We start from the raw sequence: 26,130 nt of genomic DNA, 5'->3' as shown, positions 1-26,130 counted from the left end.
TACGCCTGCCCGCGCGCCTGGCCGGCGTACGGCATCCGCAGCCACGCGCGCACGCAACGCATCCGTGCCATCGTCGCCTCGTTTCATCGCATGAATGACACCGCGAATACGCCGCGCGGCGCCGTTCGCGGCAGACGGCACGCCGCAACGTGCCGCCCGTGATTCCAGTCTAGTTCGCGCGCGGGAGTCGCGCATCGTCTCCGACAAACACCTTTCAACGAGGCTGTCGGCCGCGTTATAGTCGCATTCGTGACACTTTTGTGACAGCCGGTATCGGCGGCCATCGCGCGCTGCGCGCAACGCCGGCTGTTGCGTGCCGTCCCGCGTCGCGGCAGGCTGTGCGACGCTGCCGCGCATCGAACGACAACCGCCCATTCGAGGAGCACACGACGTGAACGACACCCCCGATCGCCCCGACGACCTGCCCGTTGATCCCGACCGCCGCCGCATGCTCGGCGGCCTCGCCGCGCTTGGCGCGGGCGTCGCGCTCGGCGGCTGCGAGACCACGCCGGGCGGCGCGCCGCGCTCCGCCGCCGACCTGCGGCTCGACGAAGCGCTGCGCCGGCAGGTGCGCCACATCGTCGTGATCTACGCGGAAAACCGCAGCTTCACGAACCTGTACGGCGATTTCCCCGGCGTCCAGTATCCGCTGAGCGACGTGAAGCCCGAGCACGCGCAGCAGCTCGACCGCGACGGCAAGACGCCGCTGCCGACGCTGCCGAAGATCTGGGGCGGGCTCGTGCCGCAGGCGCAGGAAGTGGACGGCAAGCGCTACGCGGTCGCCGAGCGCGACATCGACAAGCTGCCGAACGCACCGTTCCGGATCGCCGACGCGCAGGGCCAGCCGCTGCCGAACGGCGTGATCACGCGCGACCTGTGGCATCGCTTCTACCAGAACCAGATGCAGATCGCCGCGGGCCGCAACAACCAGTTCGCCGCGTGGGCCGATTCGGGCGGCCTCGTGATGGGCCATTACCGCAATTCCGCCGACACGCTGCGGCTGTGGAATCTCGCGCGGCAATACACGCTGTGCGACAACTTCTTCATGGCGGCCTTCGGCGGATCGTGGCTGAATCACATGTTCCTGATTTCCGCGCAGCCGCCGCGGTATCCGGACGCGCACAAGCATCCGCATGCCGCGAAGCTGCTGTCGAAAGTCGACGGCAACGACCCGGCCGGCACGCGCCTGACGCTCGCCGCCGATTCGCCCGCGTCCGCGCTCGAGGGCCCGCCGAAGTTCGCGGTCGACGGCCCGCTGACGCCCGACGGCTACGGCGTCAACACGATGGCGCCGCCGTACCAGCCGAGCTACGTGCCGCCGGCCGATCCGGGCAACGCCGCGTATGCGGATCCGGCCGACCATCGCGTGATCCCGCCGCAAGGCCATGCGACGATCGGCGATCGTTTGTCGGAGAAGAACGTCGACTGGGCGTGGTACAGCGGCGCGTGGCAGTACGCGCTCGAGCACCGCGACACCGGCATGGTGCCGGATTTCCAGTACCACCATCAGCCGTTCAACTACTTCGTGAACTACGCGCCGGGCACCGAAGCGCGCCGCAAGCACTTGCGCGACGCGGGCCTCGGCGACGAGCCGACGACCAACCACTTCATCGCCGACATCGACGCGGGCCGCCTGCCGGCCGTCACGTTCTACAAGCCGCAGGGCAACCTGAACATGCACGCGGGCTATGCGGACGTCGAATCGGGCGATCGCCACATCGCGCACGTGATCGAACGCATCCGGCGCGGCCCGCAGTGGGCGAACACCGTGATCGTGATGACGCACGACGAGAACGGCGGCTGGTGGGACCACGTCGCGCCGCCGGTCGGCGATCGCTGGGGCCCGGGTTCGCGGATTCCGGCGCTCGTGATCTCGCCGTTCGCGAAGAAAGGTTACGTCGACCACACGATGTACGACACGAACTCGATCCTGCGCTTCATCAGCCGCGTGCACGGGCTCGCGCCGCTCGACGGCGTCGCCGCGCGCGACAAGGCGTTCGCGTCGCGCGGCGCGACGCCGCCGGGCGACCTGACGAACGCGCTCGAGTTCGGCTGACGATCGTCCGACGTCTCGCTGAAACGACGACGCCCCGGTGCAACGCGGTTGCCCGGGGCGTCGTCGCCATCCGCTTCGTGTTGCGCTTCGTGTTGCGCTTCGTGTTGCGCTTCGTGTTCAGCGTGCCGCGCCGGCGACGTTACGCGGCGCTGCGCAACGCGTCGCTCGCCGCGTGCGCGGCGTGACGGCCGGCCTGCCGGCCGAAGAACGTCGCGTCGGCCAGCGACAAGCCCGAACTGTACCCGGCGCCCCAGCGCGGCAGCCCGCACGTCGTGCGGCCGGCCGCATACAGCCCCGCGACCGGCACGCGCGCCGCATCGAGCACCTGCCCGGTCGGCAGCGTATCGAGCCCGCCCAGCGTGAAATGCGGATAGAACGCGTAGTCGATCCGGCAATCGAGCGCGACGAACGGCGGCTCGATCAGCGGCTTGAGCCACTTCTTCGCCTTGTGGAACAGCGGATCGACGCCCTCGGCCGCGTGGCGGTTGTAGACGTCGACGGTCGCGGTCAGCGTGCCGGCCGGCATCTGCAGGTCGCGCTCGACTTCCTCCCAGGTCTCGCCCGCCGCCGCGATGCCGATCCGTGCGATGTCAGGCGGCTCCTGGTACGTCGCGTGGTCGACCAGCAGGTAGATCCGGTCGTCGGCCTGATGAAACGCGTGGTGACCCGTACGGCCGTGATAGCCGTCCTCGTTGATGAAGCGCTGGCCGCGCGCGTTCACGAAAATCCCGTAAATCAGCGATTCGGGCGCATAGAACGGCAGGCTGACGAACCCCTGATCCATGTGGATCGCGGCGCCGCCGGCGCTCTGGCCGAGCAGGATGCCCGAACCGTCGTCGCCGGGGCTGCCGATCGGTTCGTTCGAGCGCAGGAACTGCGGCGCATGCCGGCGCACCATGTCGCGGTTCATCGCGAAGCCGCCCGCGCACAGGATCACCGCGCGGCGGGCCCGCACGAACACCGTCTCGCCATATGCGCGCAGCACGACGCCGCGCACCGCGCCGGCATCGTCCACGATCAGCGCCTGGGCGCGCGTGTCGTAGCGCGTCGATACGCCGAGTGCCAGCGCGCGCTCCGCCAGCACGCGCATCAGCATCTGGCCGCCACCCCAGCCCGGCCATTGCGGCGTGTGGCCACGCGGGCACGGCTTCGCCGCCGCGCTGAACGGCCAGGCCTCCTCGCTGCCGGACCAGATCAGGCAGTCGTCGGTTTCAGGTTCGACGATCCGCTCGCTGATGAACGTGTTCTTGTACGTGAGGCCCTGCGCGACGAGCCAGTCGTGATGCGCGAGGCTCTCGTTCGCATAGACGCGCACTTTCGCCTCGTCGGCATCGCGGCCGCCTGCGAGCATCAGGTAGCGGTACAGGTCCTCGGTGTCGTCGCTGAAGCCGGCCTGCCGCTGCGCGGGCGTGCCGCCGCTGCCGCCGAGGTAGATCTCGCCGCCGGACAGCGCGCTCGTGCCGCCGTAGTTCGACGCGCGCTCGACGATCAGCGTGTCGGCGCCGGCGCTCGCGGCTTCGATCGCCGCACACGCGCCGGCCGCGCCGAAGCCGACGATCACGACGTCGTGTTTGGCGTCCCAGCGAGGGACGTCGCGGAGGTTGAGCGGGCGAGTCAGGGAGTATTCGGATGACATGGGGGCAATGGGTCTGCTTGAAGGGAATCGAGTTCGGGATTCGGTGAAAGGCGGAGGTCGCGGTGCAGCGCCGCCGGGGAGGCAGTCCGGCTGGGATCGGCCGGGGCGCCGATGCGAGCGCCCGAAGGCGCGCAAACGAGTTGCGGCGTCTGGGCCGTGGGCCGTGGGCCGTGGCCCGCGGGCCATAAGCCTTAAGCCGTAAGCCGCAACCCATGAGCCATGAGCCATGAGCCATGAGCCATGAGCCGTGAGCCGTAACCCATGCGCCGGGGCCGAGGGCCGGTAAGTCGAACGACCGCAGGAAACCCGCTTGGGCACCACTCGCCGGACGAGATGCAGCAATTGCGCCGCGGCGCCTCGCGAAGCACCGCAATCCATCGGCCGGACGCCACCACATCGCGACGGCGTCGAGCTGCCATCGAACAGGCGCGGCACGCAGCCGCGCCCGCGTCACATGCCGCGCAACGCGGCGAAACCGAAGTGCGAAGGATCGATCGGCACACAACCGCTCGGCAGGCCGTTCGTGTCGACCGAGCGGCATTGCAGGATGCCGGCCGCATATGGCGGCGACGGAACCTGCTCGGCACCGTAGCGCGCCATCGCCATCGCCGCGAAGGTGCCCATCGCCAGTACGCACAGCTTGCGAGTCGTCAGTCTCATGATCGTCGTCCCCTCCGGTTGGCCGCTGTCGCGGTTCGTGTCCGACGCACTGGCCTCAGGCAAACAGGCAACCGCATCGGATGACTGCACGGTAGCCAGCCCCGGGCCGCCGGCCATCGTCCATTTCGACTAGGGGCAAACGCGAAGCCGGTCGAATGTGACGTGCGGCGTTGCAGCATCGCCGCGCGGCCGCGTGGTCGCCGAGACTCGGAAACCGCCCGTCTCAGCCAGCAGTGACCGGCCGCGTCATCGTCGGACGAATGCCGCGCATGAACCGCTGCATCGCACCATCGGACGATGCGCGGCCGTCGGTCCCGGTGTTTTCCCCGATCCTTGCCCTGCTCCGTATGGGTGATGAGGATCGCCCGGTCCGATGCGAACCTGCGCATCGACGTCGCAATGCCGCCGTGTCCGCGCTCGCGGGCCGGCCGGGTCTTTCCGTTCATTCACGGGAGTACGCATGACCGATTCGCATCCCCGCCACGCGCTGTACGAACTCGCGTGCCGCTACGCGCAGGCCGTCGACCGGCGCGACTGGCCGCGCCTTGCCACCCTCTTCACCGCCGACGCGCAACTCGACGGCCCCGGTTTCCGCTTCGACGACCGCGACGCGATCGTCGCTGGCATGAGCGCGATCGAGCGCTACGAGACGACCCAGCATCACGTGCACAACCAGCTCGTCACGCTCGACGGCGGCGAGGCCGAGGTCGAGACCTACTGCGTCGCGTGCCACGTGTACGTGCGCGACGGCGTGAAGCGCAAGCTCGACTGGGGGCTGCGCTATCGCGACCGCTGCGTGTTCGATGGCGGCACGTGGCGCTTCGCCGCGCGCACGCTGCATGTCGACTGGTCGCAAGACCTGCCGCTGGAGGGCTGAACGATGCGCACGACGCTTCCCCTCGCCGGTCGCACCGCACTCGTCACCGGCGGCGCCGGCGGCATCGGCGCGGCCTGCGCGCATGCGCTCGCTGTCGATGGCGCGGCCGTCGTGCTGATGGGCCGCCGCCGCGATGCACTCGAACGCGCGCGGCAGCAGCTGACCGATGCGGTGCCCGGCAGCCGCATCGCGATCCACGCGGGCGACGCGTGCGACGACGGCGACCTGCAAGCCGCATTGGACACGGCGTGGGCGCTCGACGGCCGTCTCGACATCGTTGTGCCGACAGTCGGCGGCGCCGGGTTCCGGCCGCTGCTGATGCACGACGCCGGCAGCTTCCGCGCGGAACTCGACCTGAACCTGCACAGCGCGTTCGCCGCGATCCGTCACGCCGCGCCGCGGCTCGCCGACAGCGGCGGCGGCACGATCGTCTGCATCTCGTCGACGGCCGCGCGGATCAATTTCCGCTGGCTGACCGCGTACTGCACCGCGAAAGCCGCGCTCGAAGCGCTGGTGCGCGGCGCGGCCGAGGAACTGGCCGGCGCGAAGATCCGCGTGAACGCGGTGCGACCGGGCCTCACGCGCTCGGAGGCCACCGCGCCGATGTTCGACAACCGGGCGCTGGTCGACAACTTCCTCGAACAGATTCCGCTCGGCACGCTCGGCGAACCGGAAGCGATCGCGCATGCGGTGCGCTATCTCGCGGGCCCCGAGTCGGGCTGGGTCACCGGCCAGAGTTTCGCGGTCGACGGCGGGCACGAGTTGCGCACCAACCCGCGCGTCGACGACACCATCGCGCAGCTCTACGGCGCGGCCGCGCTCGATGCGGTCAAGGCCGGCCGTGCGCCGGGCGCCGCGTGAGCGCCCGCCTTCTTTCACCCACAACGGAACACGACCGAACATGAATCGAGTCGCAAACAAGGTTGCGCTGATCACCGGCGCGGCGAGCGGCGTCGGCCGCGCGGATGCGCTGCTGCTCGCCGCCGAAGGCGCGCGCGTGGTGCTCACCGACATCGACGAGGACGCAGGCCGCGCATTGGCGCGCGAGATCGGCGACACCGCGCTGTTCGTGCATCAGGACATCGCCGACGAAGACGGCTGGCGGCACGCGATCGGGTCGACGCTCGAGCATTTCGGCCGGCTCGACGTGCTGGTCAACAACGCGGCGATCTGCCCGGTCGGCTCGATCGAGGACACGAGCCTCGACACCTGGCGACGCGTGCTGCGCGTCAACGCGGACGGCTACTTTCTCGGCTGCAAGTACGCGATCGGCGCGATGAAAAACAACGACACGCCGGGTTCGATCGTGATGATGTCGTCGGTCGCCGCGCTCGGCGGCCTGCCGATGATGTGCGCGTATACCGGCTCGAAAGGCGCGGTGACGGCGCTCGCGCGCAGCGTCGCCGTGCACTGCAAGCGCAGCGGCTACCGGATCCGCTGCAACTCGATCCATCCGGACGGCATCTGGACGCCGATGACGCAGGCGCTGATGCCCGGCCTCGATCCGGCGGAACTCGGCATCGGCAACGATCCGATGGCGCGCATGTGCGATCCGCAGGACGTCGCGAATCTCGTGCTGTTCCTTGCGTCCGACGAATCGCGCTTCGTGAACGGCGCGGAGCTGCGGATCGACAACGCGCAACTGGTTGCGTCGCTGTGATGCGGCGCGCGGCATTTCCGTTCGAAGGAGTCTCCAGATGATTTCATTTACCGGCAAGACCGTGCTGGTCACCGGCGGCGGCGCAGGCATCGGCCGCGCGTGCGCGGAAGCGTTCGGTGCGGCAGGCGCGCGCGTCGCCGTGGCCGAGCACGACCCCGCTCGCGCGCAGGATGTGCGGCAGGCGCTCGAAGCCGCGGGCGTCGACGCGCTGGTCGGCACCGTGGACGTCACGCAGCGCGACGAGGTCAACGCGTTCGCGCGGACGGTCGACGCGCGCTTCGGCGGGCTCGACGTGCTCGTCAACAATGTCGGCGATTTCCTGCAGATCGCGAAACCGTTCGACGACTACACGGACGACGACATCGCGCGGCTGTTCGACGTGAACCTGCGCCAGGTGTTCGTCGTCACGCGCGCGATGCTGCCGTTGCTGCGCAAGCGCGGCGCGGGCGGCAGCATCGTCGGCGTGTCGTCGATCGAAGGCTTCCGCGCGATCCCGAACTGCACCGTCTATGCATCGTTCAAGGCCGCGCTGACCGGCTTCACGAAAAGCCTCGCGCTCGAACTCGGGCCGGCCGGCATCCGCGTGAACCAGATCGCGCCCGAGACCACCGAGACGCCGCAGGTACCGGTGAGCGCGATGGTCGCGGCCGAACATCGCGACCACATTTCGCGCTGGATTCCGCTCGGACGCTTCGGCGCGGCCGGTGACATCGCCGGCGCCGCGCTGTTCCTCGCGAGCCCGCTCGCCGCATGGGTCACCGGCACGACGCTGCACGTCGACGGCGGTGCGCTCGCGGCGGCCGGCTGGTATCGCGATCCGAACGGCTTCTGGACCAACATGCCGGTCGTCACCGGCAACGGCTTCAATTTCTGACAGCACGCGGCGCCCCTGCGCCGCCACCGGAGACACCATGAAAATCCTGATCATCGGCGGTACGGGCCTCATCGGCGGCCACGCCGCGCTGCACCTGCGCGCGCAAGGCAACGACGTGACGCTCGCCGCACGCAAGCCGCCTGCGCCGGACAGCGCGCTCGCGCAGTTCGACGTGCTGCTGCGCGACTACGTGGCCGGCAACTTCACGCGCGACGATCTCGTGCCGTTCGACGCGGTTGTGTTCGCGGCCGGCAACGACATTCGCCATCTGCCGCCCGGCACCGACGAAGCCGCGCACTGGGAACGCGCGAACGTCGACGCGGTGCCGCGCTTCTTCGCGCTCGCGCGCGACGCGGGCGTGAAGCGCGCGGTGCTGGTCGGCAGCTTTTATCCGCAGGTCGCGCCGGCGCTCGTCGACACCGTGCCGTACGTGCGTTCGCGCCATCTCGCCGACCAACGCGTGCGCGCGCTCGCGTCGCCGACGTTCGCGGTGTGCAGCGTCAATGCGCCGTTCGTCGTCGGATCGGTACCGGGGCTGCGCAACGAGATGTTCGCTGCTTACACCCACTATGCGCAGGGCAAGCTCACCGGACTGCCGGTGTACGGGCCGGCCGGCGGCAGCAACTTCATCTCGACGCAATCGCTGTCGGAAGCGATCTGGGGTGCGCTGCAGCGCGGCGAACCGGGCAACGCATATCTGGTCGGCGACGAGAACCTGAGCTTCGCCGACTACTTCGCCGCGTTCTTCCGCGCGGCCGGCAATCCGCAAACGGTGCCGGCGCTCGACCAGGAGCATCCGCTGCTGCCGGACATCGCGATCTATACGGGGCGCGGCAACGTCGTAGCGTATGAACCCGATCCGGCCGAAATCGCGCTGCTGCGCTATCGGCGCGGCGACGTGCAGCGCGCGGTCGATGAAGTGGTCGCGCATTGCAGCGCGTAAGCGCATAAGCGCATAGGCGCGAAGCAGGAAACGAAAACGCCCCGCGGCCGGCCGCGGGGCGTTTTCGACACCGAATCGATACGGTGCGTCAGCCGATCCGCTGTTCGATCTTCTTCATCGTATCGGTCAGCTCGGTCGGCAGGCGCAGCTTCAGCGTATCGAACAGCTCCGCATGCAGCTTCAGCTCGTCGCGCCATTCGTCCGCGTTCATCGACGTGACCGCGTCGAACTGCTCGCGCGTGAAGTCGAGCCCGTCCCAATGCAGGTCTTCATACGCCGGCGACACGCCGAACGCATGTTCGCCGCCGCCGCCGTTGCCTTCGAGGCGATCGAGCATCCACTTCAGCACGCGCATGTTCTCGCCGAAACCCGGCCAGACGAACTTGCCGTTCGCGTCCTTGCGGAACCAGTTCACGCAGTAGATCTTCGGCAGCTTCGCGCCCGACGCTTCGAGCTGCTTGCCGAGCGTCAGCCAGTGCGCGAAATAATCGCTCATGTTGTAGCCGCAGAACGGCAGCATCGCGAACGGGTCGCGACGCACGATGCCCTGCTGGCCGGCGGCCGCGGCGGTCGTCTCCGAGCCCATCGTCGCAGCCATGTACACGCCTTCGACCCAGTCGCGCGCTTCGGTCACGAGCGGCACGGTCGTCGAGCGGCGGCCGCCGAAAATGAACGCATCGATCGGCACGCCGGCCGGGTTCTCCCAGTCCGCGTCGATCGACGGGCACTGCGATGCCGGTGCGGTGAAGCGCGAGTTCGGATGCGCGGCCTTGCGGCCCGTTTCCTTGCCGATCTCGGGCGTCCACGGGTTGCCCTGCCAGTCGGTCAGCTTCGCGGGCGGCGTGTCGGTCAGCCCTTCCCACCATACGTCGCCGTCTTCCGTCAGCGCGACGTTCGTGAAGATCACGTTTTCCTTCAGCGTCGCGATCGCGTTCGGGTTGGTCTTCACGCCGGTGCCCGGCGCGACGCCGAAGAAGCCCGCTTCCGGGTTGATCGCATACAGGCGGCCGTCGCGGCCGGGCTTCAGCCACGCGATGTCGTCGCCGATCGTCGTGACCTTCCAGCCGTCGAAACCCTGCGGCGGGATCAGCATCGCGAAGTTGGTCTTGCCGCACGCGGACGGGAACGCCGCCGCGACGTGATACTTCTTGCCGGCCGGCGACGTCACGCCGAGGATCAGCATGTGTTCGGCAAGCCAGCCCTGGTCGCGGCCCATCGTCGACGCGATGCGCAGCGCGAAGCACTTCTTGCCGAGCAGCGCGTTGCCGCCGTAGCCGGAGCCGAAGCTCCAGATTTCGCGCGTCTCGGGGAAATGCACGATGTACTTGACCGGGTTGCACGGCCACGGCACGTCCTTCTGGCCGGCTTCGAGCGGATAGCCGACGCTGTGCACGCACGGCACGAATTCGCCATCCTCGCCGAGCACGTCATACACGTCGCGGCCCATGCGCGTCATGATCCGCATGTTCACCGCGACGTACGGGCTGTCGGACAGCTCCACGCCGACGTGCGCGATCGGCGAGCCGAGCGGGCCCATCGAGAACGGCACGACGTACAGCGTGCGGCCGCGCATCGAGCCGCGGAACAGGCCGTTCAGCGTCTCGCGCATTTCTTCCGGCGCGATCCAGTTGTTGGTCGGGCCGACGTCGTCCGCCGAAGGCGTGCAGATGAAGGTGCGATCCTCGACGCGCGCGACGTCCGACGGATCGGATTGCGCGAGATACGAGTTCGGGCGCTTCGCCGGGTTCAGCTGGATCAGCGTGCCCTGCTCGACCATCGCCTGGCAAAGCGCGTCGTTCTCTTCCTGCGAGCCGTCGCACCATACGACGCGCTCGGGTTCCGTGAGCGCGGCGATGCGCGACACCCAATCGATCAGCTTGCGATGTTTGACGAACGCCGGGGGAGCAATCAGCGGGCCGTGTGTCGCTTCGGCCATGGTGTTTTGCAACATGGGAATGTCTCCAGATTATTGGGCGGGGATGGCGGATGCGGGGCGAGCCCGCGAGATGGGGAATGCGATCGGAGCGCAGGGTGCGGCGACGCGCAAGGCGGGACACGCGAGCGGAGCGCGTGTCGATGCCGCGATGCGGGCGAGAGGATGTGATGTCTCGTATGAGGGTGCGAACGCGAGTTTCGCCATGCAAGCAACCTGCCGTACAACTCCATGTCGGCCAGCATACCATCGCCGATATTGGGTGGGCATTGCGTTGCAACAAGAAACAACTGTGACGACGCGCCGGCACGCGCGTTGCAGACACGTCCTTTTTTACCGCGTCAACGCGCACGCTGTGGGGACGAAACCGCCGGAACGTCCGCCCGGCAAGGGGTTTCGCGCATACGGAAAAATTGGCGCGATACATGCGGGCGAGACACACGCGAACGCGCTCGGCGCGCATTCGCGTTTTCGCTACTCAGGCAAACCCTGAATTAGGTTGCGTACACAAACATCGGTCGCGCAGGCGTTGTGTACGCCACCGCTCAAAACGGTGCGCCGGGCAATCCGGGGTAATACGCGCCTGCCGCCATGCCGCCGTCGACGGACAGCTCGGCGCCGTTGCAGTACGACGCTTCGTCGCTCGCGAGGAACAGCGTCGCACGCGCGATTTCGTCAGGCAAGCCGACGCGCTGCAGCGGCACGTGCGTGTAGTGCTGGTTGACTTCATCCAGCGGCGCGCCGGTCGGGTTCGACATCGCGGTGTTCACGCCGCCCGGGTGGATCGAGTTTACCCGCACGCCCTGATGGCCGAGTTCGAGCGCCGCCACTTTGGTCAGTCCGCGCACACCCCATTTGCTCGATACATACGCGGCGAGCGCATTCACGCCGCGCAGCCCGTCGACCGACGAGATGTTGACGATCGAACCGCGCTTCTGCGCGATCATGCGCGGCGCGATCGTGCGGATGCCGGCGAACGTGCCGACCAGGTTGATCGACACCGCCCGCTCGAAGTCGCGTTTCGACAGCTCGGTGATCGCGCCGAACATCAGCACCGCCGCGTTGTTGACGAGCACGTCGATGCGGCCGAACTGCTCGACGGTCGCATCGGCCACCCGTTGCCAGTTCGCTTCGTCGGCCACGTCGAGCCGCATGAAGCGCGCGGCGTCGCCGAGCTCGCGTGCGAGCGCTTCGCCTTCCGCATCGAGCACGTCCCCGATCACCACGCGCGCGCCCTCCTCGACGAACAGCCTGCACGTCGCCGCGCCCATCCCGCGCGCACCGCCCGTGACGATCGCTACCTTTCCTTCCAGTCGTCCCATGTCGTTCTCTCTTCGATGCTTGCCGATTCCGGTTTCGATTCCGGTGCCGGTTCAGGTTCAGTTTGCCGGCCACGGCGCGCGGCTGAGCAGCGCCGTGCCGGCCCATGACGGGGATGCAGCGACGCCGCTATCGCGCGCGCGCCGTCAGCCCCAGTACGCCTGCCCGCCATCGAGCGGCAGCGTCGCGCCGGTCAGGTACGCGGCATCGCGGCTCGCGAGAAACACGATCGCGCGCCCGATGTCCTGCTCGCAATCGCCGACGCGGCCGAGCGGGATCGTGCGGAAGAACGCCGCGGCTTCGTCCGGGTTCGCATCGACCCAGCCCTTCAGCCCCGGCGACAGCGCGTGCGGCGCGACCGCGTTCACGCGAATGCCGTCGGCGCCCCATTCGCAGGCCGCCGCCCGCGTGAGCGCACGAATCGCCTCCTTGGTCGCCGCGTACGCGCCGTAGCCCGACGTGTCCCAGCGCACCGCCGCCGACGACGCGAAGTTCACGATCACGCCGTCACCCTTCAGATGCGGATGGCACGCGCGCATCATGCGCAGCGTCGCGATCGGCCCGGACTCGAGGCCGGCGAGAAAATCCTTGTCGGTCACGTCGAGCAGGCGGCCGAGCGGCACGACCTGCGCGTTGTTGATGAGGATCTGCACGCCGCGAAAACGCTCGACCACCGCATCGACGCATAGCGCGATCTGTTCGGCGTCCATCACGTCGCACACGAACGGCTCCGCGATACCGCCGCGCGCATGGATCGCATCGCACGTCGCGACCAGCTTGTCGCGCGTGCGGCCGACCACGGCCACCTGCGCGCCTTCCGCCGCGAGCGCGTGCGCGACGCCTTGCCCGACGCCCTGTCCCGCGCCCGTCACGAGCGCGACCTTGCCGTTGAGGATGCCCATGCGCACTCCTTACGCGACGATTGCCGGATGAGCCTGCACGGGGCCGCCGAGCAGTTCGCGATACGACGGCGGCTGCTTGCCGTCGAGATCCGCGATGCCGTACTGCAGCGCGGCTTCCGCACCGACCAGCACCTGCCCCGACAGCGCCATGCGCTGCGGATCGGCGTGGATCGCGTGAATCACGCGGCCGGTGAATTCCGGGCTTTCGGCGACGAGCGAGAATTCCTTGTACAGGTCCGGATGCTCGTCCCACACGCGCGTCGTGCGCTCGGTGCGCAGCGGGCCCATCCAGATCGACACGGCCGCGACGTCGAACGGCTTCAGGTCGACCGCCATGTCCTTCGCGAACTTGTCGACGCCGGACTTCTGCGCGCCGTACGCGGCACCGTGCATGTAGCAGCTCGCGCCGAACGACGACGTGAACGCGATCAGCCCGCTGCGGCGCTTCGCCATCAGCTGAGCGGCGTGCCAGCTCGCGACGTACGCCGAGCGCAGCCCGACGTCGAGGATGTTCACGAGATCGAGCGACTTCTCCCAAAACGGGCCCGGCAGGATCAGCTGGTCGTGCAGGTAGGTCGCGTTGTTGACGAGGATGTCGAGCCGCCCGCTTTCACGCTCGACGCGCTCGAACAGCGCCTTCACCTGGGCGTCGTCCGCGTGGTCGCACGCCACCGCGATCCCGCGGCCGCCGAGCGCGTCGATCTCGCGCGCGGTCTCGTGAATCGTGCCGGGCAGCGGCGCGTCGCCTTCGTGCTGCGAGCGGCCCGTCACGTAGACGGTCACGCCGGCCGCACCGAGCGCGCGCGCGATGCCCTTGCCCGCGCCGCGCGACGCGCCCGTCACGACGGCGACCGGCGCCTCGTGGTTCTGTGTCATGTTCGATGTCTCCTGGGGATGGTTCTCAACCGACGCGGGCCGTGCGCGTCGTCACATGGCCGGCGGCTGCGCGCCGGCGAACAGCACGGCCGGCGCAGCGCCGTCATAGCGGGCGGACAGCGTCGACGTGACGATGCAGCGCGTGGCCGCGATCTTCCATTCGCCGTCGACTTTCCGGTATTCGTCGTCGTAGGTCGCGCCGAGCTGCGTGAGCGTGCGCGCGTTGGTGTCGAGCATCTGGTAATGCAGGCCCCACGTGCCGCGCGCATGCGTGTCGTCGAGCACGGTGATGTCGGGATTCACGCCGTGGTGCATCTCGACGACGTGCGGGTGGCAGCCGAGCCGCTCGAACACGTCGACGAGCGCATCGCGATGGTCGAACGTGCCGATCCGGCCATAGTCGATGTGCACGGTGCCGGGCGCGAAGCAGTCGCGCATCCCTTGCGGATCCTTCCGGTCGCAGCACGTGAAGTAGCGGGCCTTCAGCTGGCGGATCGCGTCGGTGTCCTCGAGCCGGCGCACGCGCGCTTCCATTCGTTCGATCGGGGTCATGCCGTCTCCTTGGTCTCGTGTGCGCGGATCGAAGCCGCGTCGACGCCACGTTACCGGCGCACGGGAAGACAGCCATCACCTGTTTGGATGAACCGGCAGGTCGATACCGGCGTTCGTCCGAACAGACGATGTGACGCAGGCGGCTTCGTTCCTACCATCGAACGACACCACCACGAGATACGGCGATGGACGACACGACGCGCACGCTCTACGAATACGAGCAGATCCGCCAGCTGAAGTACCGGTATTTCCGCGCGATCGACACGCACGACTGGTCGCTGCTCGAACAATGCGTGACCGAGGATTGCGAAGTGCGACTGCAAGGCGGCCGCTACGCGTACGACGGCCGCGACGCGTTCGTGTCGAGCCTGCGCGCACTGATCGGCAAGCCGACCTTCCTGACGATGCATCACGGCCATCATCCCGAGCTCACGCTGGTGTCCGCCGATCACGCGTGCGGCGTGTGGTTTCTCGAGGATCACGCGATCAATCTCGAAGATGACTACCTGGTGCACGGCACCGCGTTCTACGACGACCAGTACGTGAAGCGCGACGGCGTGTGGCGCATTCACGCGACGCGTCACGAGCGGCTGTTCGAAACCGTCACCTCGCCGATTCCGCCGTCGTTCACGCTGACCGCGAACCGCTTCGCGCCGCGCGCGCATGACGCGGCCGAATCGACATTCGACATTTCCTGAAACCCGGCGGCGGCGCCGCCGATCCCGTCATATCCCTGGAGCCGGAGCAATGGAGAAAGTCATTTACGTGTTGTGGCGCGATGCACAGGCCGCACCCGATCAATGGAGCCGCACCGTGCGCGCGCAGCTCGCCGACAAGCTGCTGTCGCTCGGCGCGCACGGCGTGCAGGTGAACGTCGCCGACGCCGACGTCGCGCCGGCGGCCGGCCTGAAACAGACCAACACGCACCCGGGCATCGACGGGATCGTCGCGGTGTGGATCGACAGCGCGAACCCGATGTTTCGCCAGCCGTTCGACGACGCGGTGCGCGCGGTGGCGCCGCACATGGCCGCGTATCTCGTCACCGAATCGCAGCCGATTCCCAACACGCGCTTTCCCGCGCGGCCGGGCGAACGCACCAGCGGCTTCTCGCAGCTTGCGTTCCTGAAACGCCCGCCGCGCCTCACGCACGAAGCGTGGCTCGACGTATGGCACAGTCATCACACGCGTGTCGCGATCGATACGCAGGACAATTTCCTGTACGTTCAGAACGTGGTCGTGCGTGCGCTCACGCATGCGGCGCCCGGCTACGACGCGATCGTCGAGGAATGCTTCCCGGCCGCAGCGATGACCGATCCGCACGCGTTCTTCGATGCGGTCGGCGACGACGAGAAATTCCAGCGTAACGTGGCGGAGATGATGGACAGCTGCGCACGCTTCATCGATTTCGACAAGATCGACGTGGTGCCGACGAGCCAGTACGTCGTGAAAGCGGTGCGCGGATAACACGCGAAGGTCGCGCGCATGAAAAAACGCCAATCCCGAGGGATTGGCGTCGTGCTTCGGGCCTGACGATGATCAGAACTGGTTCATCGTGTTGTCCTTGCCCGCGGCCTTCAGCGCTGCTTCGCCGCTGAAGTATTCCTTGTGATCGTCGCCGATATCCGAACCGGACATGTTCTGGTGCTTGACGCACGCGATGCCCTGACGGATTTCCTTGCGCTGCACGCCGGCCACGTAACCGAGCATGCCCTGGTCGCCGAAGTATTCCTTCGCGAGGTTGTCGGTCGACAGTGCGGCCGTGTGATACGTCGGCAGCGTGATCAAGTGATGGAAGATGCCGGCTTCACGCGATGCATCGGCCTGGAACGTGCGGATCTTCTCGTCGGCGATCTTCGCCAGTTCCGTCTCGTCGTATTCGACGCTCATCAGGCGAGCGCGGTCGTATGCCGACACGTCCTTGCCTTCTGCCTTCAGCGCGTCGTATGCCTGCTGACGGAAGTTCAGCGTCCAGTTGAACGACGGGCTGTTGTTGTACACCAGCTTCGCGTTCGGGATCACCTTGCGGATTTCGCTGACCATGCCGCCGATCTGCGCGATGTGCGGCTTTTCGGTTTCGATCCACAGCAGGTCGGCACCGTTCTGCAGCGACGTGATGCAATCCAGCACGCAACGCGCCTCACCCGTGCCCGGGCGGAACTGGAACAGGTTGCTCGGCAGGCGCTTCGGGCGCAGCAGCTTGCCGTCGCGCTTGATCACGACGTCGCCGTTGCCCAGCTGGTCGGCCGACAGTTCTTCGCAATCGAGGAACGCGTTGTATTGATCGCCCAGGTCGCCCGGCGTGTGCGTCACGGCGATCTGCTTGGTCAGGCCGGCGCCGAGCGAGTCGGTACGCGCGACGATGATGCCGTCGTCCACGCCCAGTTCCAGGAACGCGTAGCGGATCGCGCGGATCTTCGCGAGGAAGTCTTCATGCGGCACCGTGACCTTGCCGTCCTGGTGGCCGCACTGCTTCTCGTCGGACACCTGGTTCTCGATCTGGATGCAGCATGCGCCCGCTTCGATGAACTGCTTGGCCAGCAGGTAGGTCGCTTCGGCGTTGCCGAAACCGGCGTCGATGTCGGCGATGATCGGCACGACGTGCGTCACGTGGTTGTCGATCTTTTCCTGGATCGCGGCCTTCGCGGCGGCATCCTTCGCGGCATCGAGTTCGCGGAACAGGCCGCCGAGCTCACGCGCATCGGCCTGGCGCAGGAACGTGTACAGCTCGCGGATCAGCGCGCTGACCGAGGTCTTTTCGTGCATCGACTGGTCCGGCAGCGGGCCGAACTCCGAGCGCAGCGCGGCGACCATCCAGCCCGACAGGTACAGGTAGCGGCGTTCGGTGCTGTTGAAGTGCTTCTTGATGGAGATCATCTTCTGCTGGCCGATGAAGCCGTGCCAGCAACCGAGCGACTGCGTGTACTTGGCCGGGTCGGCATCGTACGCGGCCATGTCGGCGCGCATGATCTTCGCGGTGTACCGGGCGATGTCCAGGCCCGTCTTGAACTTGTTCTGGGCACGCATGCGCGCAGCGGATTCCGGATTGATGGCATTCCACGCGCTGCCTTGCTTCTCCTTCAAACCAGCCACTGCCTTGATGTCGTCTTGATATTGGGACATGTCTATCTCCTGGGAACGAAGCGCATTTGAGTAAAGGGTTCAGCGTGCCCGCTCGGTGTGACGAAGCGAACTGCATGGACTCAATAGTAACGCCGCGCGGCGCGCCGTCTATCAACTCTTATATAAGACATAAGATATAAATTCTTGTTGTTTTTCAATGAGATAGGCGAACCGTTTTGCGATGCAAAACAGGTTTTCAAGCCACGGGACGGCGCAACGGAAGGAATTCGGCGGGCATTCCGCGATATGAAATGCTCTTTCGGCACTTGGTGGGGAAAGCGCACTCGGCGGCCCTCAGCCCGGCCCTTTGCCACGCGTATGACAAAACGTCTATACTTGGACGATCCATCGACGGCGAGCCGATGCGGGGCCGCCCCGCCCATCGCGATGCGCCCCTCCTCCCCGGAACGACATGAGCGACTACCCCGTTTTCGACGCACTGTGCGATCTGCTGACCACTTCCGGCGCGCGGTTCCGCGTGCTCGATCATCCGGCCGAAGGCAAATCCGACGTGATCGCCGCGCTTCGCGGCACGCGGCCCGAGCAAGGCGCGAAGGCAATGCTCTGCACGTTCAAGGACGGCGGCGACACCACCGCGCTCGCCGTGATCCCCGGTCATCTGAAGATCGATTTCCGCAAGGTCTCCGACGCGGTCGGCCGCCGCAAGGCGACGCTCGCGCCGCCCGAACTCGCGGCCACGGTCACGCGCTGCGTGATGGGCGCCGTGCCGCCGTTCGTGTTCGACGCGAACGTGACGCTAGTCGTCGATCCGGCGTTGATCGAACTCAACGATGAAATCGCGTTCAATGCCGGCCGCCTCGACCGCTCGATCGTGCTCGACGCATCCGACTACGTGCGGATCGCCCGCCCGCTGCTGGCCGACATCACGCGGCCGGAAGCGAACGACACGACCGGCGCCGCCGATGCTGTCGCCGCGACCGTCACCCCCATTCTTCAGGCCGACGCATGACCGCACCGCGCCCCACACATTCATCCGAGCAGGCGTCGCTGATCGAACAGGTACTGCGCGTCGCCGAAGGGCTCGGCGCGATGTTCGCGCCGTTCACCGAGGTGGTCGTGCACGACCTGCGCACGCCGGAACACGCGATCCTCGCGATCCACAACAACCTGTCGGGCCGCGCGATCGGCGATCCCGCGACCGAGCTCGGGCTCGCGCGCATCGCGGACGACGACTTCCCGCAGGTGCTCGCGAACTACGCGAACCGTTTCGCCGACGGCCGCACCGCGAAAAGCACGTCGGTCGGCATCAAGGATTCGAGCGGCCACTATGTGGCCGCGCTGTGCCTGAACGCCGACGTCACGCTGTTCCGCGGCTTCCAGGGGATGCTGAACCAGTTCTGCAGCACCGAAGGCGAACCCGTGGCCGAGACGCTCGACCCGGCCGGCGCGGACGCGATCCGGCAGCGCATCGATGCGTTCGCGACGCGCCTCGCGACCACGCCGCGCGAGTTGAAGACCGACCAGCGCCGCGAGCTGATGCAGACGCTGAAGACGGACGGCTTCCTCGAAGTGCGCCGCGCGATGGAGATCGTGTCGCAGCACCTCGGCGTGTCGCGCGCCACCGTTTACAACGATGCCAAATGAAGCGTGATGCGCGCGCGTGCCCGTCGCACGCCCCGCGTACCTCCTGTTGACTGATTCTTCCGACCAGCGACTCATGAACACTCCGACCCTCCCCACCTACGACGACGTCGCGGCCGCCGCGGCACGGCTTGAAGGCCACGCGCACCGCACGCCCGTGATGACGTCGCGAACCATCGACGAAGCGCTGGGCGCGCAGGTGTTCTTCAAATGCGAGAACCTGCAGCGCATGGGCGCGTTCAAGTTCCGCGGCGCGTTCAACGCGCTGTCGCGCTTCGACGCGACGCAGCGCCGCAACGGCGTCGTCGCGTTCTCGTCCGGCAACCATGCGCAGGCGATCGCGCTGTCGGCACGCATCCTCGGCATTCCAGCAACGATCGTGATGCCGCAGGACGCACCGGCCGCGAAGATGGCCGCGACGCGCGGCTACGGCGGCAACGTCGTGACCTACGACCGCTACACGGAGGACCGCGAGCAAATCGGCCGTGAACTCGCGGAAAAGCACGGGCTCACGCTGATCCCGCCGTACGACCACGCGGACGTGATCGCCGGCCAGGGCACGGCGGCGAAGGAACTGTTCGACGAAGTCGGGCCGCTCGACGCGGTGTTCACGCCGCTCGGCGGCGGCGGCCTGCTGTCGGGCACGGCGCTGTCGACGCGCGCACTGTCGCCGCATGCGAAGCTGTACGGCGTCGAGCCGGAAGCCGGCAACGACGGCCAGCAATCGTTCCGCTCCGGGTCGATCGTGCATATCGATACGCCGCGCACGATCGCCGACGGCGCGCAGACCCAGCACCTCGGCAACCTGACGTTCCCGATCCTGCGGCGCGACGTCGACGACATCCTGACCGCGACGGACGCGGAACTCGTCGACTGCATGCGCTTCTTCGCGACCCGTATGAAGATTGTCGTGGAGCCGACCGGCTGCCTGTCGCTCGCGGCCGCGCGCCGGATGAAGGACGAACTGAAAGGCAAGCGCGTCGGCATCGTGATCAGCGGCGGCAACGTCGATCTGGAGAACTTCTGCGCGCTCGTGTCCGCATCCGCATGATGCGTCGCGGCGCGCGGAGGATGCGATGAACATCCTGTCATCCGCGCGCGGCTACTCCTTCACGTCGCGTTAAGTTTGGCGCCCTAGACTGATTACGTTGGCCCGTAGCCAGTCGTGAAGAAGGAGTCACCATGAACGCGCATGCGATCGTCGCCGCCGCCCTCGCGGCCGCCTCCCTGTCGGCGTTCGCTCAACCGAACGTCACGTCATCCGGATTTCCTGCCTCGGCGCCGCGCGGCCACGTCGCGCAGGCCGCCCGTCACTCGTCCGCGGGCTTCGTGCTCGCGAAGATCGATCAGAACAATACGCCGCCCGATCGCGGCGGCGATCCGAGCGGCCGCACGCATGGCGGCACGCATATGTAATGCCCGCGCGGGCCGGTCGCGTCGGTCGGCCGGCCCTCTTCATCGCTTCATCGCATCACGTCATCACAGCGACGGCAGCGACGGATCGCGCGCGGCGAGGATGTCCGCGGTGCGCCGTTGCAGCGCGCCGTCGATCGTCTCCGGCTGCGGAATCAGCCAGTAGCGTCCTTCCCGAATGCCGTCGAACACCCGCGCGGCGAACGCGTCCGGCGTAATGCCGTGCGCGTTCAGCATCGCGCGCATCGTGTCGACGAAACCCTGTACCTCCGGGCGATCGTGCGCGGCACCGAACGGGTCGTTGAAGATGCCCGTCTGCACCGGGCCCGGCGCAAGCAGCGACACGCCGACCGGCGCGCCGAGCATCTTCAGCTCGCCGTACAGCGATTCGGTCAGCGCGACCACCGCGAACTTCGTCGCCGAGTAAGGCGACATCAGCGGGCTCGGCAGGAGCCCGCCGACCGACGCCGTATTCACGATGCGCGCCGGCACGTTGCGCGCCAGCATCCGCGGCACGAAGCTGCGGATCCCGTTCATCACACCGTGCACGTTGATCGCGACGCTGCGCTCGAACCGTTCCGGCGTGATTTCCCAGCTGAAACCGGTCGCCATCACGCCTGCGTTGTTGAACAACAGGTCGACGCCGCCGAAGCGCCGCCACGCGGCGTCGGCGAGTGCGTCGACGGCTTCCGCCCGGCTCACGTCGGTCGGCACGCACAGCACGTCGGTGTCGAGCGTCGCGGCGAACGCGTCGAGCTTCGCCGGATCGAGGTCGGCCAGCACCACGCGCATCCCGAGCGCGGCGGCGTGTCGTGCGAGCCCGCTGCCGATGCCGCTGGCCGCGCCCGTGATCACGGCGGTGCCGCCGTCGAAGCGAATCGAATTCGTCATGTCAAAGTCCTGTCGGGTCGATGTGCGGATGCGCATACGCGGGAATCACGGGCGGCGGCAACGGCGTGCGGCCGTCGAGCGAGCGCACCGCGAGCCGCTGCGACAGCGGGAAATGCAGGCTGTGCGTGACGAGGCCCGTGCGCTCGCGGGCCGGCAGGCTGCACAGCGCGAGCGCGGTTTCGGCGAGATACGCGACGTCCTCGGTCGGATAACCTTCAGGGATATAGCGGGCCGCGCCCGGCGTGCGGATCGCGGTGCTCGGCGCGACCAGGTTCACGGCGATGCCGTCGGCTTCCAGCTCGGCCGCGAGCCCTTGCGTGAAGCGCGACAGCGCGGCCTTGACCGCCGCGTAGACGGTCGCGCCGCCCAGGCGCGAGAAATCGTCGAACGGCCGCAGCGGCGCGAGCGCGGTGACCGAACCGACGTTCACGATCCAGCCGGCGCCGCGCGCGCGCATCAGCGGAATCGCGGCCTGGCTCAGCGCGAACGGAATCCGCAGATAGTGCTCGATCGTCGTGTCGAACATCGTCATCGGCATCGCGTCGACGCACGCGTAATCGGCCACGCCCGCGTTGTTCACGAGGATGTCGAGGCCTCCGGCCGCCTGGGCCGCGCGTGCGACCAGCGCGTCGCGCTCGGCCGGGTTCGACAGGTCGGCCGCGAGTGCGATCGCGCGGCCGCCGGCCTGTTCGATCAGCGCGACCGTTTCGGCAAGCGTGCCGGCGGTCGTCGCCGATTGCGTGAGGCTGCGCGCCGTCACGACGACGTTCGCGCCTTCGGCGGCCAGGCGCTGCGCGATCGCGCGGCCGATGCCGCGGCTCGCGCCGGTCACGAGCGCGCATTTGCCCGCGAGCGTCGCGGTTCGGGGGTCGGTCATGATGTCTCCGGTAGTAGAGGGTTTTCGTGCGGTGCGGTGCGCTTCGGTTCGTTCCGTTTCAGCCCGCGATATCCGCAACGTGCAGCACGAACTTGGTTTTCGCGTCGCCCGTTTGAACGAGGTCCAGCGCCCGCGCCGCCTGTTCGAGCGGGAAGCTGTCGAAGCGCGGCACGCGCAGCGCGCGCCTGCCGAGCCGTTCCGCGATCGCCGAAAGCGTGGCGCCGCTCGGCATCCGGCTGTAGGTCATCGCGGTGCGCAGCCCGCGCCGCGCGGCTTCGTCGCCCGTCGCGGCCAGTCGTTCCGCATCGCCGGCCGCAAGTGTCATGATGTTCACCAGCGTGCCGCCCGGCGCCAGCAGATCGAGCGCGGCGGGCAGCGTGTCGCCGCCGACCGCGTCGAGCACGAGATCGACACCGTCGGGCGCCCATGCGCGGATGGCCGCCGCGATGTCGTGCGCGCGATAGTCGATGCTCGCCGCCGCACCGAGCGCTTCGACGCTCGCTCGGTTGCGCGCCGAGCACGTGGCCGCGACGCGTGCGCCAGCCTGCGCGGCAAGCTGGATCGCGAACGTGCCGACCGCGCCCGCGCCGCCATGTACGAGCACGCTCTGGCCGGCACGCAGCGCGCCATCGTCGAGCAGGCCGGCCCACGCGGCGAGCGCGGGCGTCGGCGTGGCGGCCGCTTCCGCGAAGCTGACCGCGTCGGGCAGCCGCACGACCGAGTCGTGGCGCACCGCGACATATTCCGCATAGGCGCCCCAGCGCCCTGCACCGACGTCGGTCTGCGCGAACACGCGCATTCCGGGCGCGAAACCTTCCACGCCGTCACCCACTGCTTCGACTATCCCTGCCGCGTCGAAACCAATCACGAATGGAAACGTGATCTGCATGAACGCGCCGAGATAGCCTTCGCGACATTTCCAGTCGGCGGGATTGACGCCCGCGTACGCTACGCGGATCAGCACGTCGCCGCGGCCCGGCTTCGGGACGGGAACGTCGGCCAGTCGCAGCACGTCGGAATGGCCGACGCGGTCGATCAGCATGGCTCGCATGATGGTGTCTCCAGTGTTGTCGTTCGTATTGCGACGGGTTGCGACGGATTGCGACGGATTGCATGCGCGCCGCGCGTCATGCCGCCGTGTCGGCCAGCAGGCTCGCCGCGAGCGGGCAGAACGCGTGCGAAATCGCATCGACCGTCCAGTCGGGGCTTTCGGCATCGAACCGGCGGTCGACCCAGCCCCAGTGATAGGGATGCAGCAGGTATTCGCCGAGCAGATCGCCGACCTGTGCGAATTCCTGTTGCCATACGTGCGTCCATGCGTGCGTCCATGCGCCCGGCGCCACGATCCGGCTCAGCCGCCAGTTGCGGATACCCGGCATGAACGCGGGCATGCTCAGCAGTTCGCGCTCGAGATCGTGCACCTGCGCTGCGTCGGCCGTTGGCCGCACCCGCAGCATCAGCGTGCGCCAGATGCCATCGCGCAGCGCCGGCTCGCGCAGGCCGCCGCCGATCGAGTGGCACGCGGCGCCGTCGATTCGTACGACACCCGGCACGCCAGCCAGCGCGTTGAAATCCGTCGCGCGCTCGGTCGCCGCTTCGTCGCGCAGCACGTCGAGCGTGTAAGCGCCGGCGCCCCAGCAGCCGTCGAGATTGCGCGCGAGCGCCACGCGGGTCGCGCCGGGCAGCGCCTGCGCGGCGTCGCGCAATGCACGTTCGAAGGCGCCTGCATCGCCGGTCGCGGAAACGAATACCTGGGCCGTGTCATGCCGCATGGTCGACCTCCGTCAGGGCCGGCAGCGGCGCGTCCGCGTCGGTCATCACATGGCGGCGGCGGGCGTCGCACAGCGCGTCGACGGCCGTCCAGAACGCAACAACATCGCCATCGGTCAGCGCGCGCATCCGGTAGTACGACGGCGCATCGGCGACCTGCCAGGTCAGCCACAGCGTGCTCGGCTGTCCGGGCACCGCGACGGGCGGGGACACCCAGCGGCCGGCCGCCGTCAGTCCGCGCGCCGCGTGGCCCGGCAGATAGCGGTCGCGCAGCAGCGCGAGCACGTCGGGAATGCGCTCGGGCGCGACGGTGATTTCGTCTACGATCTGGATCATGTGCGGGTCGTTCAGGGTGGTTCAGGGTGGTTCAGGGTCGTTCGTGGCGGAACGCGATGCCGGCCGCCTACGCCGTTCCGGCGAGGCCGGAAGCGGCCGGCGCCGATAGCATTCTTGCGTGGCGACGATCCGCGAACCCCTACCGTGCCGCTCACCGGCCCCTGTCTTGGCGATCAGATCAGGAGACATATGACACACCGCGCATTGCCCGCACGCGGCCGCGTGCTGCCGGGCCTCGGTGCCCGCCTGCTCGACGAACTGACGCGCAGCGGCGCGCCGCCGGTGGAACAGCCCGCGACGCCCGCGGTCGCCGCCGCGTGGACGCCGCCAGGCAACTTCGTCGCGCTGTATCGCGACGCAATCGAGCGGCTCGAAGCGCAGGTCGCGCGCGGCAACGGCCATCCGCCGATGCGCAAGCAGGAAGTCGACCTGATGTGCCGCTGCCTGCTCAGTTGCGCGACGCTCGCCGACGCGATCCGCTGCGCGGCCGAGTTCTGCGAGATGCTGACGCCGCGCGCCGGCGTGCTGTCGCTTGGCGTGCGCGACGCGCGCGCGACGTTCCGGATGGATTCACTGCGCCGCACCCGCAGCCCGGCTGCGTGCCTCGTCGACCTGACGGGGTTGTTCTGCTATCTGCAACTGTTCGGCTGGCTGATCGGGCAGCCGCTGCGGCCGAACGAGGTCTGGCTCGGCCATCCGCGCCGCGACGACGCGATGCCGCTGCTCGGGCTGTTCAATGCGCCGGTCGACGTCGGGCGCAAGACCTACGGCTTCGCGTTCGACGCCGCGCGGCTCGATGCGCGCGTGATCCGCCAGCCGGCCGAGCTGGCCGCGTTCCTCGTCGATTTTCCGTTTCGTCTGATCGATGCGGCGCCGGCCGTCGTGTCATGGACGCAGCAGGTGCGCGGCTTTCTCGATGCGGCGCTCGCGCGCGAGCAGGCGCTGCCTTCGCTGGCCGAACTGGCCGCGTGGCTCGGCGTCAGCGAGGCGACGTTGCGGCGGCGACTCGCGGCCGAAGGCAGCGGCTATCACGCGTTGCGCGAGCAGTGTCTCGCCGATGTCGCGCGGCGCTGCCTGCACGAGTCGGACTGGCCGGTCACGCGGATCGCCGCGCATCTGGGGTTCGGCGGCGAGGAAGCGTTTCGGCGTGCATGCGTGCGATGGACGGGCGTCGCGCCGAGCCGGTTCCGGCGCGATTGCGTCGCGGACGATGCTCCGTTTCATCAGACGTGAAATGCGCGTCGAACGCACGGATCGAAATCAACTCGAAAGCATTCGCCGGACACTGACTGACGTTTTTTCGCACCCCTTCGCACATCGCCGATTGACGCGCCGGAGCGCTCGCCATTACGCTTGCGCGCTGATGGTTCCCGGAGACGGGATCAAAAGGGAACGCAGGGAGGCCACGCCTCGAATCTGCGGCTGCCCCCGCAACTGTAAGCGGCGAATCCGCGCCACCGCACGCCACTGGGAAACCGGGAAGGCCGGCGCGAATGACGACCCGCGAGCCAGGAGACCTGCCATCGACCCGAGGTCCAAGCAGCCGCACCGGGCGGGGTGTCCCGATGCGCCAGGCACCGCATTTGGCGGTCGCCCCGTTGCATGGACGGCCCGACCTCAGGACCCTTCAGATGTCCATTCTTGCCGAACTCGCCTCCACACCGGAGGCATCGCGCCGTCGCACCACCGCCGTCACGCGCGGCGTGTCGTCGCTCGTCTCGTCCGTCATGTTCGATACGTGTGATGTCGACTCGCGCGACAACCGCACATGCTGCCCGGTCTCTTCATAACCCGACAACCCGGGCGGACCGCATCGCCTCCGCTTGCCCCGC

At 68.2% G+C, this 26,130-nt stretch carries 27 protein-coding genes and 1 riboswitch; of the genes, 14 read left to right on the top strand and 13 right to left on the bottom strand.

Annotated elements, in window-relative coordinates:
* Positions 1–391 precede the first annotated feature (391 nt).
* Positions 392–2,056, top strand: coding sequence for an acid phosphatase (locus tag C7H84_RS03465; protein WP_121857426.1), 1,665 nt, complete (start codon positions 392–394; stop codon positions 2,054–2,056).
* A gap of 139 nt (positions 2,057–2,195) precedes the next feature.
* Here the strand turns inward: C7H84_RS03465 and C7H84_RS03460 are convergent, their stop codons facing one another.
* Together C7H84_RS03460 and C7H84_RS03455 are read right to left on the bottom strand one after the other, a co-directional pair.
* A complete protein-coding gene (locus tag C7H84_RS03460) occupies positions 2,196–3,692 on the bottom strand; it encodes an FAD-dependent oxidoreductase (RefSeq protein WP_121857425.1) in 1,497 nt (498 codons plus the stop codon).
* A gap of 450 nt (positions 3,693–4,142) precedes the next feature.
* The gene (locus C7H84_RS03455) at positions 4,143–4,352 is read right to left on the bottom strand and encodes a hypothetical protein (protein ID WP_121857424.1); all 210 of its coding nucleotides are present in this window, start codon (positions 4,350–4,352) and stop codon (positions 4,143–4,145) included.
* 460 nt (positions 4,353–4,812) lie between these two features.
* On the opposite strand from C7H84_RS03455, the gene C7H84_RS03450 reads away from it, so the two are divergent.
* Genes C7H84_RS03450 through C7H84_RS03430 form a run of 5 tightly spaced genes read left to right on the top strand, consistent with a single transcriptional unit; the run spans position 4,813 to position 8,706 of the window.
* On the top strand, positions 4,813–5,229 hold the full coding sequence (locus C7H84_RS03450) for a nuclear transport factor 2 family protein (RefSeq protein WP_121857423.1): 417 nt from the start codon (positions 4,813–4,815) through the stop codon (positions 5,227–5,229).
* A gap of 3 nt (positions 5,230–5,232) precedes the next feature.
* A complete protein-coding gene (locus C7H84_RS03445; protein WP_121857422.1) occupies positions 5,233–6,090 on the top strand; it encodes an SDR family oxidoreductase in 858 nt (285 codons plus the stop codon).
* A 40-nt stretch (positions 6,091–6,130) separates the two neighbouring features.
* Positions 6,131–6,889 (top strand): SDR family oxidoreductase, encoded by a 759-nt coding sequence (locus tag C7H84_RS03440; protein ID WP_121857421.1) that lies wholly within the window; start codon positions 6,131–6,133, stop codon positions 6,887–6,889.
* A gap of 40 nt (positions 6,890–6,929) precedes the next feature.
* The gene (locus C7H84_RS03435) at positions 6,930–7,763 is read left to right on the top strand and encodes an SDR family NAD(P)-dependent oxidoreductase (RefSeq protein WP_205611397.1); all 834 of its coding nucleotides are present in this window, start codon (positions 6,930–6,932) and stop codon (positions 7,761–7,763) included.
* A 37-nt stretch (positions 7,764–7,800) separates the two neighbouring features.
* Positions 7,801–8,706 (top strand): NAD-dependent epimerase/dehydratase family protein, encoded by a 906-nt coding sequence (locus C7H84_RS03430; RefSeq protein WP_121857419.1) that lies wholly within the window; start codon positions 7,801–7,803, stop codon positions 8,704–8,706.
* Positions 8,707–8,794: 88 nt separating this feature from the next.
* Here C7H84_RS03430 and C7H84_RS03425 read toward each other — a convergent pair whose 3' ends face one another.
* From C7H84_RS03425 to C7H84_RS03400, 5 genes are all read right to left on the bottom strand, one after another.
* On the bottom strand, positions 8,795–10,657 hold the full coding sequence (locus C7H84_RS03425; protein WP_121857418.1) for a phosphoenolpyruvate carboxykinase (GTP): 1,863 nt from the start codon (positions 10,655–10,657) through the stop codon (positions 8,795–8,797).
* A gap of 527 nt (positions 10,658–11,184) precedes the next feature.
* Complete coding sequence (locus C7H84_RS03415; protein WP_121857417.1) at positions 11,185–11,961, bottom strand: glucose 1-dehydrogenase; 777 nt, start codon at positions 11,959–11,961, stop codon at positions 11,185–11,187.
* A 144-nt stretch (positions 11,962–12,105) separates the two neighbouring features.
* The gene (locus C7H84_RS03410) at positions 12,106–12,861 is read right to left on the bottom strand and encodes an SDR family oxidoreductase (protein WP_121857416.1); all 756 of its coding nucleotides are present in this window, start codon (positions 12,859–12,861) and stop codon (positions 12,106–12,108) included.
* 9 nt (positions 12,862–12,870) lie between these two features.
* Complete coding sequence (locus C7H84_RS03405) at positions 12,871–13,737, bottom strand: SDR family NAD(P)-dependent oxidoreductase (RefSeq protein ID WP_121857415.1); 867 nt, start codon at positions 13,735–13,737, stop codon at positions 12,871–12,873.
* Positions 13,738–13,788: 51 nt separating this feature from the next.
* On the bottom strand, positions 13,789–14,289 hold the full coding sequence (locus C7H84_RS03400) for a nuclear transport factor 2 family protein (protein WP_121857414.1): 501 nt from the start codon (positions 14,287–14,289) through the stop codon (positions 13,789–13,791).
* 185 nt (positions 14,290–14,474) lie between these two features.
* On the opposite strand from C7H84_RS03400, the gene C7H84_RS03395 reads away from it, so the two are divergent.
* Both C7H84_RS03395 and C7H84_RS03390 read left to right on the top strand, forming a co-directional pair.
* Positions 14,475–14,987 (top strand): nuclear transport factor 2 family protein, encoded by a 513-nt coding sequence (locus C7H84_RS03395; protein WP_121857413.1) that lies wholly within the window; start codon positions 14,475–14,477, stop codon positions 14,985–14,987.
* 49 nt (positions 14,988–15,036) lie between these two features.
* The gene (locus C7H84_RS03390) at positions 15,037–15,753 is read left to right on the top strand and encodes an EthD domain-containing protein (protein WP_121857412.1); all 717 of its coding nucleotides are present in this window, start codon (positions 15,037–15,039) and stop codon (positions 15,751–15,753) included.
* A 72-nt stretch (positions 15,754–15,825) separates the two neighbouring features.
* On the opposite strand, the gene C7H84_RS03385 is transcribed toward C7H84_RS03390, so the two are convergent.
* The gene (locus tag C7H84_RS03385; protein ID WP_121857411.1) at positions 15,826–17,409 is read right to left on the bottom strand and encodes an isocitrate lyase; all 1,584 of its coding nucleotides are present in this window, start codon (positions 17,407–17,409) and stop codon (positions 15,826–15,828) included.
* Between the two features lie 412 nt (positions 17,410–17,821).
* Here C7H84_RS03385 and C7H84_RS03380 point away from each other — a divergent pair, with 412 nt between their 5' ends.
* The 4 genes from C7H84_RS03380 to C7H84_RS03365 all read left to right on the top strand — a co-directional run bounded on the left by C7H84_RS03380 (position 17,822) and on the right by C7H84_RS03365 (position 20,427).
* Positions 17,822–18,379, top strand: coding sequence for a YbaK/prolyl-tRNA synthetase associated domain-containing protein (locus tag C7H84_RS03380; protein WP_240461952.1), 558 nt, complete (start codon positions 17,822–17,824; stop codon positions 18,377–18,379).
* Positions 18,376–19,014 carry a PAS domain-containing protein gene (locus tag C7H84_RS03375; protein ID WP_121857410.1) on the top strand — a complete coding sequence of 213 codons (639 nt, stop codon included), beginning with the start codon at positions 18,376–18,378 and terminating at the stop codon, positions 19,012–19,014. The genes C7H84_RS03380 and C7H84_RS03375 overlap by 4 nt, the downstream gene beginning before the upstream one ends.
* A 73-nt stretch (positions 19,015–19,087) precedes the next feature.
* Complete coding sequence (locus tag C7H84_RS03370) at positions 19,088–20,062, top strand: threo-3-hydroxy-L-aspartate ammonia-lyase (protein ID WP_121857409.1); 975 nt, start codon at positions 19,088–19,090, stop codon at positions 20,060–20,062.
* Positions 20,063–20,193: 131 nt separating this feature from the next.
* Positions 20,194–20,427 (top strand): hypothetical protein, encoded by a 234-nt coding sequence (locus C7H84_RS03365; protein WP_121857408.1) that lies wholly within the window; start codon positions 20,194–20,196, stop codon positions 20,425–20,427.
* A gap of 63 nt (positions 20,428–20,490) precedes the next feature.
* Here the strand turns inward: C7H84_RS03365 and C7H84_RS03360 are convergent, their stop codons facing one another.
* The 5 genes from C7H84_RS03360 to C7H84_RS03340 all read right to left on the bottom strand — a co-directional run bounded on the left by C7H84_RS03360 (position 20,491) and on the right by C7H84_RS03340 (position 24,298).
* Entirely contained in the window at positions 20,491–21,315 is an 825-nt protein-coding gene (locus tag C7H84_RS03360; protein ID WP_121857407.1) for an SDR family NAD(P)-dependent oxidoreductase, read from the bottom strand.
* Position 21,316: 1 nt separating this feature from the next.
* Positions 21,317–22,192: an SDR family NAD(P)-dependent oxidoreductase gene (locus C7H84_RS03355; protein WP_121857406.1), complete on the bottom strand. Its 876-nt coding sequence runs from the start codon at positions 22,190–22,192 to the stop codon at positions 21,317–21,319.
* 58 nt (positions 22,193–22,250) lie between these two features.
* Positions 22,251–23,243, bottom strand: a complete 993-nt coding sequence (locus C7H84_RS03350) for an NADP-dependent oxidoreductase (RefSeq protein WP_121857405.1) — start codon at positions 23,241–23,243, stop codon at positions 22,251–22,253.
* Positions 23,244–23,319: 76 nt separating this feature from the next.
* Positions 23,320–23,964: a Dabb family protein gene (locus C7H84_RS03345; protein ID WP_121857404.1), complete on the bottom strand. Its 645-nt coding sequence runs from the start codon at positions 23,962–23,964 to the stop codon at positions 23,320–23,322.
* Positions 23,954–24,298: a hypothetical protein gene (locus tag C7H84_RS03340; RefSeq protein WP_121857403.1), complete on the bottom strand. Its 345-nt coding sequence runs from the start codon at positions 24,296–24,298 to the stop codon at positions 23,954–23,956. Before C7H84_RS03340 ends, C7H84_RS03345 begins: the two co-directional genes overlap by 11 nt.
* Positions 24,299–24,487: 189 nt before the next feature.
* On the opposite strand from C7H84_RS03340, the gene C7H84_RS03335 reads away from it, so the two are divergent.
* Both C7H84_RS03335 and C7H84_RS36175 read left to right on the top strand, forming a co-directional pair.
* A complete protein-coding gene (locus C7H84_RS03335; protein WP_121857402.1) occupies positions 24,488–25,531 on the top strand; it encodes an AraC family transcriptional regulator in 1,044 nt (347 codons plus the stop codon).
* A gap of 114 nt (positions 25,532–25,645) precedes the next feature.
* A riboswitch (cobalamin riboswitch) is annotated at positions 25,646–25,838 on the top strand.
* Between the two features lie 91 nt (positions 25,839–25,929).
* The gene (locus tag C7H84_RS36175) at positions 25,930–26,088 is read left to right on the top strand and encodes a hypothetical protein (protein ID WP_162999192.1); all 159 of its coding nucleotides are present in this window, start codon (positions 25,930–25,932) and stop codon (positions 26,086–26,088) included.
* Positions 26,089–26,130 lie beyond the last annotated feature (42 nt).

Source organism: Burkholderia sp. Nafp2/4-1b (genome assembly GCF_003635165.1).
Lineage (GTDB): Bacteria > Pseudomonadota > Gammaproteobacteria > Burkholderiales > Burkholderiaceae > Burkholderia.
The sequence above is the reverse complement of the archived record's forward strand: the minus strand, read 5'-3'. Positions and strand labels throughout refer to the sequence as shown.

What these genes read in the sequence shown, in the direction of transcription:
- C7H84_RS03460 (WP_121857425.1), bottom strand. Translation starts at nt 3,692, where the DNA reads ATGTCATCCGAATACTCCCTGACTCGCCCGCTCAACCTCCGCGACGTC.
- C7H84_RS03455 (WP_121857424.1), bottom strand. Translation starts at nt 4,352, where the DNA reads ATGAGACTGACGACTCGCAAGCTGTGCGTACTGGCGATGGGCACCTTC.
- C7H84_RS03450 (WP_121857423.1), top strand. Translation starts at nt 4,813, where the DNA reads ATGACCGATTCGCATCCCCGCCACGCGCTGTACGAACTCGCGTGCCGC.
- C7H84_RS03445 (WP_121857422.1), top strand. Translation starts at nt 5,233, where the DNA reads ATGCGCACGACGCTTCCCCTCGCCGGTCGCACCGCACTCGTCACCGGC.
- C7H84_RS03440 (WP_121857421.1), top strand. Translation starts at nt 6,131, where the DNA reads ATGAATCGAGTCGCAAACAAGGTTGCGCTGATCACCGGCGCGGCGAGC.
- C7H84_RS03430 (WP_121857419.1), top strand. Translation starts at nt 7,801, where the DNA reads ATGAAAATCCTGATCATCGGCGGTACGGGCCTCATCGGCGGCCACGCC.
- C7H84_RS03425 (WP_121857418.1), bottom strand. Translation starts at nt 10,657, where the DNA reads ATGTTGCAAAACACCATGGCCGAAGCGACACACGGCCCGCTGATTGCT.
- C7H84_RS03415 (WP_121857417.1), bottom strand. Translation starts at nt 11,961, where the DNA reads ATGGGACGACTGGAAGGAAAGGTAGCGATCGTCACGGGCGGTGCGCGC.
- C7H84_RS03410 (WP_121857416.1), bottom strand. Translation starts at nt 12,861, where the DNA reads ATGGGCATCCTCAACGGCAAGGTCGCGCTCGTGACGGGCGCGGGACAG.
- C7H84_RS03405 (WP_121857415.1), bottom strand. Translation starts at nt 13,737, where the DNA reads ATGACACAGAACCACGAGGCGCCGGTCGCCGTCGTGACGGGCGCGTCG.
- C7H84_RS03400 (WP_121857414.1), bottom strand. Translation starts at nt 14,289, where the DNA reads ATGACCCCGATCGAACGAATGGAAGCGCGCGTGCGCCGGCTCGAGGAC.
- C7H84_RS03395 (WP_121857413.1), top strand. Translation starts at nt 14,475, where the DNA reads ATGGACGACACGACGCGCACGCTCTACGAATACGAGCAGATCCGCCAG.
- C7H84_RS03390 (WP_121857412.1), top strand. Translation starts at nt 15,037, where the DNA reads ATGGAGAAAGTCATTTACGTGTTGTGGCGCGATGCACAGGCCGCACCC.
- C7H84_RS03385 (WP_121857411.1), bottom strand. Translation starts at nt 17,409, where the DNA reads ATGTCCCAATATCAAGACGACATCAAGGCAGTGGCTGGTTTGAAGGAG.
- C7H84_RS03380 (WP_240461952.1), top strand. Translation starts at nt 17,822, where the DNA reads ATGAGCGACTACCCCGTTTTCGACGCACTGTGCGATCTGCTGACCACT.
- C7H84_RS03375 (WP_121857410.1), top strand. Translation starts at nt 18,376, where the DNA reads ATGACCGCACCGCGCCCCACACATTCATCCGAGCAGGCGTCGCTGATC.
- C7H84_RS03370 (WP_121857409.1), top strand. Translation starts at nt 19,088, where the DNA reads ATGAACACTCCGACCCTCCCCACCTACGACGACGTCGCGGCCGCCGCG.
- C7H84_RS03365 (WP_121857408.1), top strand. Translation starts at nt 20,194, where the DNA reads ATGAACGCGCATGCGATCGTCGCCGCCGCCCTCGCGGCCGCCTCCCTG.
- C7H84_RS03360 (WP_121857407.1), bottom strand. Translation starts at nt 21,315, where the DNA reads ATGACGAATTCGATTCGCTTCGACGGCGGCACCGCCGTGATCACGGGC.
- C7H84_RS03355 (WP_121857406.1), bottom strand. Translation starts at nt 22,192, where the DNA reads ATGACCGACCCCCGAACCGCGACGCTCGCGGGCAAATGCGCGCTCGTG.
- C7H84_RS03350 (WP_121857405.1), bottom strand. Translation starts at nt 23,243, where the DNA reads ATGCGAGCCATGCTGATCGACCGCGTCGGCCATTCCGACGTGCTGCGA.
- C7H84_RS03345 (WP_121857404.1), bottom strand. Translation starts at nt 23,964, where the DNA reads ATGCGGCATGACACGGCCCAGGTATTCGTTTCCGCGACCGGCGATGCA.
- C7H84_RS03340 (WP_121857403.1), bottom strand. Translation starts at nt 24,298, where the DNA reads ATGATCCAGATCGTAGACGAAATCACCGTCGCGCCCGAGCGCATTCCC.
- C7H84_RS03335 (WP_121857402.1), top strand. Translation starts at nt 24,488, where the DNA reads ATGACACACCGCGCATTGCCCGCACGCGGCCGCGTGCTGCCGGGCCTC.
- C7H84_RS36175 (WP_162999192.1), top strand. Translation starts at nt 25,930, where the DNA reads ATGTCCATTCTTGCCGAACTCGCCTCCACACCGGAGGCATCGCGCCGT.